7 protein-coding genes, 20 tRNA genes and 2 rRNA genes are annotated in these 15,871 nt (G+C 48.2%); 2 read left to right on the top strand and 27 right to left on the bottom strand.

The annotated features are described in order from the left end of the window. Positions 1-45: 45 nt before the first annotated feature. Together M1D90_RS05380 and M1D90_RS05375 are read left to right on the top strand one after the other, a co-directional pair. A complete protein-coding gene (locus M1D90_RS05380) occupies positions 46-978 on the top strand; it encodes a 1,4-dihydroxy-2-naphthoate polyprenyltransferase (RefSeq protein WP_128823580.1) in 933 nt (310 codons plus the stop codon). 108 nt (positions 979-1,086) lie between these two features. Beyond that, positions 1,087-1,839, top strand: a complete 753-nt coding sequence (locus M1D90_RS05375) for a TraR/DksA C4-type zinc finger protein (RefSeq protein WP_023855810.1) — start codon at positions 1,087-1,089, stop codon at positions 1,837-1,839. A gap of 27 nt (positions 1,840-1,866) precedes the next feature. Here M1D90_RS05375 and M1D90_RS05370 read toward each other — a convergent pair whose 3' ends face one another. From M1D90_RS05370 to M1D90_RS05240, 27 genes are all read right to left on the bottom strand, one after another. Further along, entirely contained in the window at positions 1,867-4,272 is a 2,406-nt protein-coding gene (locus tag M1D90_RS05370; RefSeq protein WP_075212793.1) for a glycogen/starch/alpha-glucan phosphorylase, read from the bottom strand. Continuing rightward, positions 4,233-5,714, bottom strand: a complete 1,482-nt coding sequence (gene glgA / locus M1D90_RS05365; protein ID WP_020452700.1) for a glycogen synthase GlgA — start codon at positions 5,712-5,714, stop codon at positions 4,233-4,235. The genes M1D90_RS05370 and glgA overlap by 40 nt, the downstream gene beginning before the upstream one ends. Next, a complete protein-coding gene (locus M1D90_RS05360) occupies positions 5,711-6,739 on the bottom strand; it encodes a GlgC family sugar phosphate nucleotidyltransferase (protein ID WP_023855807.1) in 1,029 nt (342 codons plus the stop codon). The genes glgA and M1D90_RS05360 overlap by 4 nt, the downstream gene beginning before the upstream one ends. Before the next feature lie 26 nt (positions 6,740-6,765). After that, positions 6,766-7,905: a glucose-1-phosphate adenylyltransferase gene (locus M1D90_RS05355; RefSeq protein ID WP_023855806.1), complete on the bottom strand. Its 1,140-nt coding sequence runs from the start codon at positions 7,903-7,905 to the stop codon at positions 6,766-6,768. Next, positions 7,902-9,785, bottom strand: a complete 1,884-nt coding sequence (glgB, locus tag M1D90_RS05350) for a 1,4-alpha-glucan branching enzyme (protein ID WP_456283174.1) — start codon at positions 9,783-9,785, stop codon at positions 7,902-7,904. Before glgB ends, M1D90_RS05355 begins: the two co-directional genes overlap by 4 nt. Before the next feature lie 184 nt (positions 9,786-9,969). Then, a tRNA-Glu gene (locus M1D90_RS05345) sits at positions 9,970-10,041 on the bottom strand. A 12-nt stretch (positions 10,042-10,053) separates the two neighbouring features. Then, positions 10,054-10,144, bottom strand: a tRNA-Ser gene (locus M1D90_RS05340). A gap of 1 nt (position 10,145) precedes the next feature. Continuing rightward, positions 10,146-10,220 (bottom strand) — tRNA-Asn (locus M1D90_RS05335). 6 nt (positions 10,221-10,226) lie between these two features. Then, positions 10,227-10,303, bottom strand: a tRNA-Ile gene (locus M1D90_RS05330). Between the two features lie 12 nt (positions 10,304-10,315). Next, positions 10,316-10,389: transfer RNA gene (locus tag M1D90_RS05325), tRNA-Gly, on the bottom strand. 8 nt (positions 10,390-10,397) lie between these two features. After that, positions 10,398-10,473: transfer RNA gene (locus M1D90_RS05320), tRNA-His, on the bottom strand. 22 nt (positions 10,474-10,495) lie between these two features. Beyond that, a tRNA-Phe gene (locus M1D90_RS05315) sits at positions 10,496-10,571 on the bottom strand. 9 nt (positions 10,572-10,580) lie between these two features. Beyond that, positions 10,581-10,657, bottom strand: a tRNA-Asp gene (locus M1D90_RS05310). 22 nt (positions 10,658-10,679) lie between these two features. Then, positions 10,680-10,756, bottom strand: a tRNA-Met gene (locus M1D90_RS05305). Between the two features lie 24 nt (positions 10,757-10,780). Further along, positions 10,781-10,873 (bottom strand) — tRNA-Ser (locus tag M1D90_RS05300). A 7-nt stretch (positions 10,874-10,880) separates the two neighbouring features. After that, positions 10,881-10,957: transfer RNA gene (locus M1D90_RS05295), tRNA-Ile, on the bottom strand. Between the two features lie 5 nt (positions 10,958-10,962). Beyond that, a tRNA-Met gene (locus tag M1D90_RS05290) sits at positions 10,963-11,036 on the bottom strand. A 25-nt stretch (positions 11,037-11,061) separates the two neighbouring features. Next, positions 11,062-11,134 (bottom strand) — tRNA-Ala (locus M1D90_RS05285). A 6-nt stretch (positions 11,135-11,140) separates the two neighbouring features. Then, positions 11,141-11,217: transfer RNA gene (locus M1D90_RS05280), tRNA-Pro, on the bottom strand. Between the two features lie 8 nt (positions 11,218-11,225). After that, positions 11,226-11,302 (bottom strand) — tRNA-Arg (locus M1D90_RS05275). 11 nt (positions 11,303-11,313) lie between these two features. Then, positions 11,314-11,385, bottom strand: a tRNA-Gly gene (locus tag M1D90_RS05270). 15 nt (positions 11,386-11,400) lie between these two features. Then, positions 11,401-11,485, bottom strand: a tRNA-Leu gene (locus tag M1D90_RS05265). A 7-nt stretch (positions 11,486-11,492) separates the two neighbouring features. Further along, positions 11,493-11,568 (bottom strand) — tRNA-Lys (locus tag M1D90_RS05260). 81 nt (positions 11,569-11,649) lie between these two features. Further along, positions 11,650-11,725, bottom strand: a tRNA-Thr gene (locus M1D90_RS05255). 15 nt (positions 11,726-11,740) lie between these two features. Next, positions 11,741-11,816, bottom strand: a tRNA-Val gene (locus tag M1D90_RS05250). Between the two features lie 698 nt (positions 11,817-12,514). After that, positions 12,515-12,630: ribosomal RNA gene (gene rrf / locus M1D90_RS05245) — 5S ribosomal RNA — on the bottom strand. A 132-nt stretch (positions 12,631-12,762) separates the two neighbouring features. Further along, positions 12,763-15,692 (bottom strand): 23S ribosomal RNA (locus M1D90_RS05240). Positions 15,693-15,871: the final 179 nt, after the last annotated feature.

Below are 15,871 nucleotides of genomic sequence, written 5' to 3'. Positions count from 1 at the left end.
CTTAGTATGGACGTGTACGTATTAAAACTAAAGGAGTCATACTATATGCAGCATCAATCACTTTCAGGGAGTGTTTCTGAAATAAAGCCGGAAAAATGGCGCGTATGGTGGATGTTAACAAGACCCCATACACTGACAGCAGCCTTTGTCCCTGTAACGCTCGGGACCGTAATGTCCCTTGAATCGGGAAAAATTGATATCTGGCTGTTTTTAGCTATGCTGGCCGCATCAATATTAATTCAAATCGGAACGAACTTATTCAATGAGTATTTTGATTTTGTACGTGGACTTGATAATGAAAACTCGGTCGGCATCGGCGGTGCTATCGTCCGCTATGGAATGAAGCCAAAGACGGTATTATACCTGGCATACGGACTGTTTGGAGCAGCCGTTTTACTCGGCCTGTACATCTGCGCTTCTTCAAGCTGGTGGCTTGCGTTGATCGGATTGATATGCATGGCCGTCGGCTATCTTTATACGGGCGGACCGTTTCCAATCTCCTATACGCCGTTCGGTGAAATTATGTCGGGCGTTTTTATGGGAATGGTCATCATTCTGATTTCATATTATATTCAGACTGGCGGGTTGACTTGGAACGTCTTTCTGATCTCCCTTCCGATTACGATTTTAGTCGGAGGCATCAATCTTTCCAATAATATCCGCGATATGGTCGGAGATAAAGAAAACGGAAGGAAGACGCTGCCGATTTTGGCTGGAAGAAAAAATGCCGTGCAGATTTTGAGCTGGGTTTTTGCTGTTTCCTATATATTGATCGGTATATACATCGGCTTTGAGATCGTTTCTCTGTGGAGCTGCATTGTTCTATTAAGCCTGCCGAAGCCGATTAAAGCCATCCAGGAGTTCAAGGAAAAAGAAAAACCGGCGGATCTGATGGTCGCCATGAAATCAACGGCGCAGACGAACACCTTTTTCGGCCTTTTGCTCGCCATTGCCCTGCTCATTCAGTATATTTTTTAAAAAAGGAGCCTTTATGGCTCTTTTTTTTTGCTTTTATTTACAAGAAAGTTCTGTTTGAATTCGTTCATACTAAAAACGCGAGCACTTTAAAGAAACGAGGCGATGCATGTGCTAACAAAAGAACAGTTGACAAAACTCGAAAATGAACTGAAAGCCGGGAAAGAACAGATCGTCAGCCGCTTTAAAGAAAACGGACATTTTGGCATCGATGTGACGCATCCGTTCAACTCGACGGGCGATCTTTCGGCTTATGACAACCATCCAGGAGATGAAGGTACAGAACTGTACGAACGCGAAAAAGATCTTGCTCTTTTTGAACATGAAAGAGAGCATTTGCACGATATCGAACATGCTCTGGCTTTGATCGAAAAAGGAACATACGGCCGCTGTGAGGTATGCGGAAAGGATATCCCGTATGAAAGGCTGTCCGTACTGCCAACCGCAACGACGTGCAGCGAACATTCGTCAACCGTCTCCGTTTCAAAAGACCGTCCGATTGAAGAAGAAGTGCTGAACCCCCCGTTCGGACATTTTGAAAAAGACGAAGACGACGAAAACGTCGCATACGATTCAGAAGACGCTTACCAGGACGTCGAACGCTACGGCAATTCTGAAACACCTCAGGATCTGGCCGTTCCGCCGCTTTCATACAGCCAGATGTACATGGAATATGAAGAGCCGCTCGGATACGTCGAAGATTACGAAAACTATGCCGCAACAGACATTACCGGAAAAGAAGTAACCGTCTACCCGACGAAAGAACACGAAAAATATGAAGACCTTCTTGATGAAGAAGGCATCATGACCTCTTTCGGTGATCTCCCGGCTTATGAAAAGGATCCTTATACTGAAGAAGACTAAGCCCCGCGGGTCAGGGGCTTAGCGTTTTTAAATTCGGCGGTGATACGGCTCAATTTCCCAAATGTCTTCCGCATACTCCCTGATCGTGCGGTCACTTGAAAAATATCCGGCATGCGCGATGTTTGTGACGGCTTTTTCGGCCCAAAGACGCTTATTCAAGTAGTCTTTTTGAATCCGTTCCTGCGCTTCAATATAAGAAGCAAAATCTTTTAAAACAAAGTATTCATCATTATAAGCGATCAGCGAGTCATAAATCGGCTCAAATTCGCCGGCTTCCCCTTCGAAAAAACCATTGATCAGCTGATCGGCCGTTTGTCTGATCCTTGCATCATGCTGATAGTATTCCCTTGACAGATAGCCGCCTTTTTCAGTGTAGTTCAGCACTTCATCCGCCTTTAAACCGAACGTGTAAATACACTCTGGCCCCACCCTCTCAAGCATTTCAATATTGGCGCCGTCATGCGTGCCGATCGTCAAAGCCCCATTGATCATGAACTTCATGTTTCCTGTACCGGAGGCTTCTTTGCTTGCCGCAGATATTTGCTCGCTGACATCTGACGCCGGAAAGATACGCTCGGCGGTTGATACCCGGTAATTTTCCAGAAAGATGACATTGATCGATTGTCTGACATCCGGATCATGATTGATTTTATCTGCGACTGAATGGATCAGTTTAATGACCTTTTTGGCATAATGATAAGTCGGCGATGCTTTTGCCCCGAAAATAAATGTTTGCGGATAAATGGCAAAGCCTTTGTCTTCCTTCAGCCTGTTGTACAAATACATGATATGGAGCACATTTAAAAGCTGGCGCTTATAAGCGTGGAGACGCTTGACTTGAACATCGAAGATGCTGTCAGGATTAATGGCGAATCCGATGCTGCCTTTCATCATGTCTGCTAAAAGCTGCTTTCGTTCCCTTTTGATGCGCTGAAACGCTTCAAGAAACGCGGAATCGTGCGCAAACGGACGAAGATCCAAGAGGCTTTCCGGTTCTTTCAGCCACCTGTCTCCTATCGCTTCAGTTATCAAGTTCGCCAGCGGCGGATTTGCCTTTAACAGCCACCTTCTATGTGAGATGCCATTCGTTTTATTATTGAATTTAAAAGGGAAAACGGAATAAAAGTCGTTCATTTCCCGCTCTTTTAATATGGTTGAATGAATGTTGGCTACCCCGTTAACACTGTAGCTTCCGACAATCGCCAGATGGGCCATTTTCACTTCGCCGTGGGCGATGACGGCAAGCTTTTCGATCCTTCCCCATTCACCCGGGTATTTTTCCCACAGCCAGCCGCAAAACCGCTCATTGATCTCCTCAATGATCATAAAAATTCTCGGCAGAAGCGGTTGAATTAAATCGATCCTCCATTTTTCCAGCGCTTCGGCAAGCGTCGTATGATTCGTATATGAAATCGTATGTACGGTAACATGCCACGCTTCATCCCACGTCATTTTTTCTTCATCAAGCAAAATTCTCATCAATTCCGGCACAGCCAGAGCGGGGTGGGTGTCATTGATATGGATCGCAACTTTTTGATGAAAATCATGGAGTGACGGGTGATTTTTCTTATAGCATTTCACAATGCTTTGCAGGCTTGCCGATACTAAAAAATATTGCTGTTTCAAACGGAGAATCTTGCCTTCGTCATGCGTGTCATCCGGATACAGGCATTCAGATACAGCTTCTGTCTCGCGCTTATACTTCAAAATATTCGGTTCATGATGGAGCGAGCAAGGCTCCGCATTCCACAGCCGGAGGGTATTGACCGTCTCGGTCTCATAGCCGATGATCGGAATGTCGTAAGGCACGGCTGTCATCACTTCCGCTTCTTCCTGCCAAAAGCGGAGGCGCCCTCCTTCCTGCGCCATCTTGACCCGCCCGCCGAAACGAACACAAACAGCCTGATCGGCGTTGCGGATTTCCCAGACGTACCCATGTTTGAGCCATTGTTCAGGCAGTTCGACTTGATGACCGTCAACGATTTTTTGTTCGAAAAAGCCATGCTTGTAGCGAATCCCCATCCCATGCCCGGGAAGGTCGAGCGAAGCCAGTGAATCCAAAAAGCACGCCGCGAGCCTGCCCAATCCGCCATTGCCAAGGCCTGCATCCATTTCGGCCTCTTCGATGTCTTCAAGACAAATGCCAAGCTCGGAAAGACCTTCTTGGACAACTTCACGGACGCCGAGGTTGAGCAGGTTTTGGCCGAGCAGTCTGCCCAGAAGAAATTCAATCGATAAATAATAGGTCTGTTTATTTTGGTTGGAGCGGCTCCTTTCGTTGGTCCTGATCCAGTTTGCGCTGATATGTTCCCTGACCATGATGCCGAGCGTCTGATACTGGTCAAGCGTAGAAGAGTCCCGAAAGCTTTTTCCGCACAACCGTTCAAGACGCTTCAAAAAGCATTGTTTAAAGCTTTCTTTACACGAGAACATGGCGCTTCCCCCTTTATCTCCCGGCTGTATAACTGCTGATACTGACGGGCTGACAAAGCCCAGCTGACATCATGTGTCATGGCTTTTTGAACGATGCTGCCCCATTCTTCTTTCCGGTGATATATAGACAGTGCTCTTTTAATCGTATACTTCATATCATGGGCGTTAAAATGGGCGAACGTAAAACCGTTGCCTTCACCGTTTGTTTCCTGGTAAGCGGTCACTGTATCGTGAAGCCCGCCTGTTTCCCTGACAACCGGAACCGCTCCGTATCTAAGGGCAATCAGCTGCCCAAGACCGCACGGCTCGAATTTTGAAGGCATCAGGAAAAGATCGCTGCCGGCATAAATCTTGCGGCTGAGCGGTTCATGAAAACCGATATACGCCTTGCACCGCTCCGGAAAAGCCTGCTCCATATAGCGAAAATAATTTTCATATTCCGCTTCTCCGGTTCCTAAAACGAGCAGCTGCATGTCTTCTTCTTGAAACAGTTCGTGCAATACCCGCTTGATCAAATCGATGCCTTTTTGCTTCGTCAGCCTTGTCACCATGCTGATGAGCGGAATGTCTTCATTCACCGGCAGACCGAATGTCTTCTGGATCACAGCTTTATTTTTCCGTTTTCCGTCACGGTTGACGGCATCGTAATGATAATCGATGTGAGGATCATTTAAAGGGTCGTACAGTTCATCATCAATCCCGTTTAAAATGCCGGTCAGCACATCCTTCTTGTCTGCCAGCACCCCTTCAAGCCGCTCGCCGTAGTATGGAGTCAAAATTTCATTGCTGTACGTCGGACTGACCGTTGTCACCTGATCAGCGGCAATAATGCCGCCTTTCATATAATTGATGTGTCCATAAAACTCGAGCTTTTCCGTTGTGAAGTGGGAAATGTCAAGGCCGAGCAAGTCATGGACCGCTTCCTTCGGAAAAATCCCCTGAAATTGAAGGTTATGAATGGTGAATACGCTTTTCATGCGCTGATAGAACGGTTTTTTTTGATATTCCTCTTTTAATAAATAATTGATCATCCCTGCGTGCCAATCATGGGTATGGATGACATCAGCATCAAAATTCAGCGCGTATAATGCTTCCAAAACGGCCCGCGAGAAAAAAGCAAACCGTTCTCCATCATCATAATGGCCGTAGAGGGAATCCCGGTTAAAATAATACTCATGATCTAGAAAATAATAAGAAATTCCGTCATGTTCAAGGTGTTCAATGCCGCAAAACTGCCTGCGCCACCCGACGCGAACTTCGCATTCAGCCGTTTTAACCATCCTTCTTCTGAAATCTTCCGCAATCAAGCTGTATTTCGGCATCATGACAGCCGTTTCTATTCCTAAAAGGGCGAGTTCTTTCGGGAGCGCACCGGCGACATCGGCGAGCCCGCCTGATTTAACAAACGGCACACATTCAGAGACAGCGAATAAGACTTTCAAGAGTTCATCAGCGCTCCTTGTACGGCTCCTTTTTTTATGATGAAAGGGAGGCTCATAGTGCCGGACATTTCGATATGATGGCCGACTTTGACATCCTTGTCGCAGATGACGTGCTCCAGTCGGCAGTTTTCTCCAATCCTTGTTTTTTGCATAATCACGCTGTTTTTAATGGTCGTTCCTTTTCCTACGTGAACTCCTCTGAACAAGACCGAATTTTCAACCTCGCCTTCGATGACGCAGCCGTTAGCGATAATCGATTGCTTTACCCTGCTGTTTTTAGCGTATTTTACTGGAGGATCGTTTTTTATTTTTGTGTAGACAGGCTGGCTCATATGAAAGACTTGCTCCCGAAACACAGGCTGGATGAGGTTCAAACTATGAAAAAGGTAGCTTTCAGGAGAGTCGATCACGGCGGTATACCCCGAATGCTCATAGCTGTTGACGGATAGCGAACCACGCTCTTTCCGGCAGACTTCCTCAAAAGATTGCGCTCCTCCGGCGCAATGCCCTTCAACCATCTCCCTCAACAGACTTTTTTTCGTGACATACAAACCTAAAGGTTTTCCTTCTTGACAAACTTCAGTCAGATCACACCCAGATTCAAGGTGCTGGTTGAGCACTTCTTGAAAAGGAATGTGACAGACCGTATAGCTGTTTGCCACAGCAGCATATGGCTGAGTACTTCTTTGAAAATAATCGAGATGCTCGGCAAATTGCCGAAACGAACCAAGCCCGACATGCTCATCATGGGGAATCGAAGACGGAAGAAAGAAAAGACCGTCCCTTTTCCTGTTTAAATCCCACTCTTTTCCCGATCCTAAATGATCCATCAAGGAACGGTACGGAGACTTGGAAAATACAGCGACACTCCGAATGCCTGCATGAACCATGCCTGACAACGCAAAATCGATCAGCCGGTACCTTCCTGCAAACGGAACGGCTCCGATCGAACGTCCGGCCGTTAAATCCTGAAGAGAGTGCTGGTTGACAGCTGCATCAATAATCCCCAGCATTTGTTTATTCATTGGCACCATCCGCCTCTCCGTGTTGTTTAAACAACCTTATGTTTTTTGACATATTCCTCTGTGATCAGCAGGATTTCGCCATCTTCCGCCTTCGCGTGAAATCCGTCCGGAATTCGTATTCCTGCCGATACAATAGCATTTTCGATCTCAACATGCTCTCCAATTGAAACGTCATGCATCACGACTGAACGTTTGATCGCGGAATGTCTGCCGATTGCAACGCGCTGAAAGATAACCGAACGGGTGACAGCTCCATATACGGCGCACCCTTCGCTAATGAGCGATTCTTTGATGTCCGCCTGCTCGGCAACAAACTGCGGCGGTAGGTTCGGAGCGACGGAATAAATCCGCCAGTTCCGTTCGAACAGGTCAAGTGGAGGATGATCTCCAAGCAGATCCATATTAGCTTCCCATAAACTTCTGACCGTACCGACATCCTTCCAGTACCCTTTAAACGGATAAGCGTTCAGCTGCTTCTTTTCCTCGAGAAGAGCCGGTATGATATCTTTACCGAAATCGTGGCTTGAGCCGGATTTTTTTTCATCGCGTTCAAGCGCCTCTTCAAGCACGCTCCATTTGAAAACGTAGACACCCATCGATGCCAAGTTGCTCTTCGGGTATTTCGGCTTTTCCTCGAAGCTTGTAATCTCCATCTTGTCATTCGTATGAAGGATACCGAAACGGCCGGCTTCTGCCCAGCTCACTTCGATGACGGCAATGGTGGCGTCAGCCTGTTTCTCCACGTGGTATTCGAGCATTTTTCCGTAATCCATTTTGTAGATATGATCTCCTGATAGGATGAGTACATGTTCAGGCTGAAGCTCTTTTAAAAAATGGCGGTTTTCATAAATCGCGCTTGCCGTTCCTTTGTACCACTTCACTTCTGACGCTTCTGCATAAGGGGACAAAATGGAGACCCCGCCGTCATTGCGGTCAAGATCCCATGGCTCGCCGATGCCGATATATGAGTTTAATAAAAGCGGTTGGTATTGAGTCAGCACACCGACATGATGAATTCCCGAGTTGGCGCAGTTGCTGAGGGCAAAATCGATGATTCTGTACTTGCCGCCAAATGGAACGGCCGGTTTTGCGAGGTTTTTCGTTAAGGCATTCAGCCTGCTTCCCTTGCCGCCAGCCAAAAGCATAGCCACACATTGTTCTTTCATCCCTTTTTCGCTCCTCTCTTTTTGACTGCTCTGAAAACCGCAGCTCCCAGCGGAGGGACTGTCATGCTGATGCTGTATGGTTTGCCGTGCAGAACGCCTGCTTTTGCTTGAAGGCGTTTCGGGTTGATTTGGTGTGAACCTCCGTATTTTACATCATCGCTGTTAAGCACTTCGATATATTCGGTTTGAAAAGGGACGCCGACCTGATATTCGTGATAAACGGAAGGCGTAAAATTGCAGACGATAATCAACGCTTCACCGGGCTGTTTTCCATAGCGGATAAACGATACAATCGACTGTTCCGCATTGTTGACGTCAATCCACTCGAATCCTTGCTGCCGATGATCATTTTCATACAGAATACGGCTTTTTTTGTAGAGGTGAAGAGCCTCCTTTGTAAACATCCGGGCCTTGCAGTGCATGTCAAAATCGTCCAAGAACCAATCGAGCTCTTCTTCGTCTTTCCATTCATCAAATTGAGCAAACTCACCGCCCATAAAGAGAAGTTTTTTTCCCGGGTGCAGCGTAAAATAACTGATCAGCAGGCGGTACTGGGCGAATTTCTGCCAGTAATCGCCGGGCATCTTATGAAGCAGAGACTTTTTGCCGTATACCACTTCATCATGGGAGAACGGCAGGATGTAATTTTCTGAGTAGGCATACATTAAGGAGAATGAAACAAGATGATGCAGGTGTTTTCTTTGTTCTGGGGAAGCTTCCATATAGGTTAATACATCGTTCATCCAACCCATATTCCACTTATAATTAAACCCGAGACCGCCTGCATAGGTCGGATGCGTCACAAGCGGCCAGTCTGTGGAGTCCTCAGCAATCATTAAAAAGTGGGGATCTTTTGCAAAAACCTGTTCATTTAAAGTTTGAATAAATTCGACGGCAAAGCCGTTCGCTTCAGCCTGAGGACGGTTTGGCCAATACAGGAGGTTTGCAACTGCATCGACTCGAAATCCATCTATATGATACATCTCGATCCAATACAACGCATTCGAGATTAAAAAACTGCGAACTTCTCGTTTTCCGAGGTCAAAATTGGCGGTCCCCCATTCCCAATTTTCCCTGTCATGCTCATGTGAATATTCATACAGCGGCATACCGTCAAACAAATACAAGCCGTGGTCATCTTTGCAGAAATGGCCGGGAACCCAATCCATAATAACGCCGATCTCATGCTGATGGCACTGATCGATAAAATACATCAAGTCATGCGGTTCGCCATATCTGCTCGTCGGACTGTAGTACCCCGTTGTCTGATAGCCCCATGAACGGTCAAACGGGTGCTCTGTCAACGGCATCAGCTCGATATGTGTGAATCCGTGTTCTTTAACGTAAGGAATGACTGTTTCGCTCAGTTCCCGGTATGTGAAAAAACGCCCATCCGCTTTCTTTTTCCACGAACCGACATGAAGCTCGTAGATGGAAATCGGTGTTTCATATACGTTTTTTTGTTTCTTTTTCTTTTGCCACTTTCGGTCGCCCCATGGGTATCCGGCCAATTGATAAGTGATCGATGCCGTTTTCGGCCTGACTTCAGAAAAAAAAGCATAGGGATCGGCCTTCAATTTTGTTTCATTTGCGGCTGTGATCATTTCATATTTATACAGCTCCCCTTCTCCGATGCCGGGGATAAACAGTTCCCATATGCCTTCCTGATGACGCTTCTCCATTTGATGCCGGGCACCGGACCAGCCGTTAAACGTTCCGGCGATTCGAACTTTCTTCGCATGAGGGGCCCAAACACAGAACCGAAAACCTTGGCAGCCGTCCTGTTCCATTTGATGAGCGCCGAAAAATCTGTAGCATTCATAAAGCCGACCTTCATGAAAGAGATGCGCTTTAATATCCGAGGCACTCACACCAGCCATTGATTTCATCCTTTCTGCCACTATATTTAAAGATTACTCTTTTATTCGCATAATATGGCTTGATCCCTTTTATGAAAGCGCTTCTTTTTATTGACAAAGTTCAACAATATCCTTTTTGAACATTGACTGAAGTCATACAGGCATAAAAAAACTCCGCATCATAATGATGCAGAGTTTAACATGATGACCCGTACGGGATTCGAACCCGTGTTACCGCCGTGAAAGGGCGGTGTCTTAACCACTTGACCAACGGGCCTTATTAAAAAAATGGCGGAGAAGGAGGGATTTGAACCCTCGCGCCGCTTACGCGACCTACACCCTTAGCAGGGGCGCCTCTTCAGCCACTTGAGTACTTCTCCATGGCTCCGCAGGCAGGATTCGAACCTGCGACCGATCGGTTAACAGCCGATAGCTCTACCACTGAGCTACTGCGGAATATCATGGTGGGCCTGAATGGACTCGAACCATCGACCTCACGCTTATCAGGCGTGCGCTCTAACCAGCTGAGCTACAGGCCCATGATATACAAATGGAGCGGGTGATGGGAATCGAACCCACGACATCAGCTTGGAAGGCTGAGGTTTTACCACTAAACTACACCCGCATTTCGCATGGGGCGGTTGATGGGAATCGAACCCACGAATGCCAGAGCCACAATCTGGTGCGTTAACCACTTCGCCACAACCGCCGCAATATATAAAATTGTAAAATGGTGGCTCGGGACGGAATCGAACCGCCGACACACGGATTTTCAGTCCGTTGCTCTACCAACTGAGCTACCGAGCCTTTATTAAATGGCGGTCCGGACGGGACTCGAACCCGCGACCTCCTGCGTGACAGGCAGGCATTCTAACCAACTGAACTACCGGACCATTTTGGCAATGAATTTAAATTTGGTTGCGGGGGCAGGATTTGAACCTGCGACCTTCGGGTTATGAGCCCGACGAGCTACCGAACTGCTCCACCCCGCGATGATCAAAACAATAATAGATATATGGCGGAGGAAGAGGGATTCGAACCCCCGCGGGCTTTGACACCCCTGTCGGTTTTCAAGACCGATCCCTTCAGCCAGACTTGGGTATTCCTCCGTAACAATGGTGGACCTTGTAGGACTCGAACCTACGACCGGACGGTTATGAGCCGTCTGCTCTAACCAACTGAGCTAAAGGTCCTTTAATAGCGGCGGAGGGAATCGAACCCCCGACCTCACGGGTATGAACCGTACGCTCTAGCCAGCTGAGCTACACCGCCATGGTGAATATTAAAGATAACAAAGTGGAGCCTAGCGGGATCGAACCGCTGACCTCCTGCGTGCAAAGCAGGCGCTCTCCCAGCTGAGCTAAGGCCCCAAATAATGGTCGGGAAGACAGGATTCGAACCTGCGACCCCATGGTCCCAAACCATGTGCTCTACCAAGCTGAGCTACTTCCCGTTATATAATGGCGCGCCCGAGAGGAGTCGAACCCCTAACCTTTTGATCCGTAGTCAAACGCTCTATCCAATTGAGCTACGGGCGCATAGATGATCAAGCGGAAGACGGGATTCGAACCCGCGACCCCCACCTTGGCAAGGTGGTGTTCTACCACTGAACTACTTCCGCAAAATAGATTGGCAATGCGGATGAAGGGACTTGAACCCCCACGTCTTTAAAAGACACTAGAGCCTGATTCTAGCGCGTCTGCCAATTCCGCCACATCCGCATGAAAATGGTGAGCCATGAAGGACTCGAACCTTCGACCCTCTGATTAAAAGTCAGATGCTCTACCAACTGAGCTAATGGCTCCAATACTGCAATGAAAGCTGAAGACTTTTTCGAAAGCTATCTGTCTTTTTTCAGCAACTTTTATATTGTATCATAAAATCGTGGTGCCGGCAAGAGGACTTGAACCCCCAACCTACTGATTACGATTCAGTTGCTCTACCAATTGAGCTACACCGGCCCATTCCAAAATGAATGGTGGAGGATGACGGGATCGAACCGCCGACCCTCTGCTTGTAAGGCAGATGCTCTCCCAGCTGAGCTAATCCTCCTCGTCAGTTGTTGGAGTAACTCTCGATCTGACAAGGACTATTATATACGGGAATACACCCATTTGTAAAGGCTATATTAAAAAAATTTTATTTTCAGTTTATTCTATCATAACAAGACGAATGTGCACACATCGTTCCGCTTAATCCGTATATTGCATCAAAAGCTTCAGAGCAACATTTATCCCTATGTACTGCTTATAATAGGTTCTTCAGACGCTCCGTGAATTCCTGTCTTTTCCCCATAGCAAATTTGTATTCGAATTGATTTTTCAAAACAATTTTAAGTCCTTTTCGAGCGATAAGCAATGTATTTGGCTTCTCGACTCTCTCTATCCCAACTCTTAATACCAAGCGGCGTGTTTTGAAAATGAGTGTTGTACGGCTCAAAATATATGCCTTCATTTGTCAATTTTAAAACTGTTCAATACCTCAAAATCCCTTTTCCGGAACATCCATCTTTTGCTCCTCTATTTGCATGAGTTTCACTGCCTTACATCACTGATCTTATACATGCCGATGTGTTGATTGACTCCATATTTCGCTATTTCCCTATGGAATTCGCACTGAACCGCCAGATCGCGAGCCTGAAGAGGTGAAAGCAAGTTTGCCTATTGTTTCGCAGTTTCGCGCATCACTGAAGGGTTAAAAGCGCTATATCAATAAAAAAGACCAGCTGATATCAGCTGGTCTTTTTAAGTGCTTGGCGGCGTCCTACTCTCACAGGGGGAAGCCCCCAACTACCATCGGCGCTGAAGAGCTTAACTTCCGTGTTCGGCATGGGAACGGGTGTGACCTCTTCGCTATCGCCACCAAACTATTTGCCTTCAGGACGAAGGTACTGGGCGTTCCTCACAGGATGTGAGGGCCTTTAGCCGAGTTTCCTTGCCTTTGGCTTTCTGAGAGCATTCTCTCAAAACTAGATAACGGTCAGACATTCACAAATATTTAGGTTAAGTCCTCGATCGATTAGTATCTGTCAGCTCCATGTGTCGCCACACTTCCACCTCAGACCTATCAACCTGATCATCTTTCAGGGATCTTACTTCCTTGCGGAATGGGAAATCTCATCTTGAGGGGGGCTTCATGCTTAGATGCTTTCAGCACTTATCCCGTCCGCACATAGCTACCCAGCGATGCCCTTGGCAGAACAACTGGTACACCAGCGGTGCGTCCATCCCGGTCCTCTCGTACTAAGGACAGCTCCTCTCAAATTTCCTGCGCCCGCGACGGATAGGGACCGAACTGTCTCACGACGTTCTGAACCCAGCTCGCGTACCGCTTTAATGGGCGAACAGCCCAACCCTTGGGACCGACTACAGCCCCAGGATGCGATGAGCCGACATCGAGGTGCCAAACCTCCCCGTCGATGTGGACTCTTGGGGGAGATAAGCCTGTTATCCCCGGGGTAGCTTTTATCCGTTGAGCGATGGCCCTTCCATGCGGAACCACCGGATCACTAAGCCCGACTTTCGTCCCTGCTCGACTTGTAGGTCTCGCAGTCAAGCTCCCTTGTGCCTTTACACTCTGCGAATGATTTCCAACCATTCTGAGGGAACCTTTGGGCGCCTCCGTTACCTTTTAGGAGGCGACCGCCCCAGTCAAACTGCCCACCTGACACTGTCTCCCCGCCCGATAAGGGCGGCGGGTTAGAAGGTCAATACAGCCAGGGTAGTATCCCACCGATGCCTCCACCGAAGCTGGCGCTCCGGTTTCCAAGGCTCCTACCTATCCTGTACAAGCTGTACCAACATTCAATATCAGGCTGCAGTAAAGCTCCACGGGGTCTTTCCGTCCTGTCGCGGGTAACCTGCATCTTCACAGGTACTATAATTTCACCGAGTCTCTCGTTGAGACAGTGCCCAGATCGTTGCGCCTTTCGTGCGGGTCGGAACTTACCCGACAAGGAATTTCGCTACCTTAGGACCGTTATAGTTACGGCCGCCGTTTACTGGGGCTTCAATTCGCACCTTCGCTTACGCTAAGCGCTCCTCTTAACCTTCCAGCACCGGGCAGGCGTCAGCCCCTATACTTCGCCTTACGGCTTCGCAGAGACCTGTGTTTTTGCTAAACAGTCGCCTGGGCCTATTCACTGCGGCTCTCTCGGGCTTGCACCCTAACAGAGCACCCCTTCTCCCGAAGTTACGGGGTCATTTTGCCGAGTTCCTTAACGAGAGTTCTCTCGATCACCTTAGGATTCTCTCCTCGCCTACCTGTGTCGGTTTGCGGTACGGGCACCTCTCACCTCGCTAGAGGCTTTTCTTGGCAGTGTGGAATCAGGAACTTCGCTACTATATTTCGCTCGCCATCACAGCTCAGCCTTATGGGAAACGGATTTGCCTATTTCCCAGCCTAACTGCTTGGACGCGGATATCCAATACCGCGCTTACCCTATCCTCCTGCGTCCCCCCATTGCTCAAATGGTGAGGAGGTGGTACAGGAATATCAACCTGTTGTCCATCGCCTACGCCTTTCGGCCTCGGCTTAGGTCCCGACTAACCCTGAGCGGACGAGCCTTCCTCAGGAAACCTTAGGCATTCGGTGGAGGGGATTCTCACCCCTCTTTCGCTACTCATACCGGCATTCTCACTTCTAAGCGCTCCACGAGTCCTTCCGGTCTCGCTTCACAGCCCTTAGAACGCTCTCCTACCACTGTTCGTAAGAACAGTCCGCAGCTTCGGTGATACGTTTAGCCCCGGTACATTTTCGGCGCAGAGTCACTCGACCAGTGAGCTATTACGCACTCTTTAAATGGTGGCTGCTTCTAAGCCAACATCCTGGTTGTCTAAGCAACTCCACATCCTTTTCCACTTAACGTATACTTTGGGACCTTAGCTGGCGGTCTGGGCTGTTTCCCTTTCGACTACGGATCTTATCACTCGCAGTCTGACTCCCAAGGATAAGTCTTTGGCATTCGGAGTTTGACTGAATTCGGTAACCCGGTAGGGGCCCCTAGTCCAATCAGTGCTCTACCTCCAAGACTCTTACCTTGAGGCTAGCCCTAAAGCTATTTCGGAGAGAACCAGCTATCTCCAGGTTCGATTGGCATTTCACCCCTACCCACACCTCATCCCCGCACTTTTCAACGTGCGTGGGTTCGGGCCTCCATTCAGTGTTACCTGAACTTCACCCTGGACATGGGTAGATCACCTGGTTTCGGGTCTACGACCACGTACTCATGCGCCCTATTCAGACTCGCTTTCGCTGCGGCTCCGTCTTTTCAAACTTAACCTTGCACGGGATCGTAACTCGCCGGTTCATTCTACAAAAGGCACGCCATCACCCGTTAACGGGCTCTGACTACTTGTAGGCACACGGTTTCAGGATCTCTTTCACTCCCCTTCCGGGGTGCTTTTCACCTTTCCCTCACGGTACTGGTTCACTATCGGTCACTAGGGAGTATTTAGCCTTGGGAGATGGTCCTCCCGGATTCCGACGGAATTTCACGTGTTCCGCCGTACTCAGGATCCACTCAGGAGAGAACGAAGTTTTGACTACAGGGCTGTTACCTCCTATGGCGGGCCTTTCCAGACCTCTTCATCTACCTCGTTCCTTTGTAACTCCGTACAGAGTGTCCTACAACCCCAAGAGGCAAGCCTCTTGGTTTGGGCTGTTCCCGTTTCGCTCGCCGCTACTCAGGGAATCGCATTTGCTTTCTCTTCCTCCGGGTACTTAGATGTTTCAGTTCCCCGGGTCTGCCTTCTCATATCCTATGAATTCAGATATGGATACTGCTCCATTACGAGCAGTGGGTTTCCCCATTCGGAAATCTCCGGATCAAAGCTTGCTTACAGCTCCCCGAAGCATATCGGTGTTCGTCCCGTCCTTCATCGGCTCCTAGTGCCAAGGCATCCACCGTGCGCCCTTTCTAACTTAACCGTTAAAAAGAATCACTACGTGATATCTTGCTTACTAATTGAATGTGATGTCTACTGTTATCTAGTTTTCAAAGAACAACGCACAGGAGGTGCTAACACATGCGTTGCCACAGGATGTGGCGCATTTAGCAGGTGTCTCCTATGTCTGAAGGAATGATCCTTCAAAACTAAACAAGATCT

This window comes from Bacillus sp. JZ34 (assembly GCF_053903205.1).
Note: the sequence above shows the minus strand (reverse complement) of the source record. Positions and strands in the feature narration are given on the sequence as shown.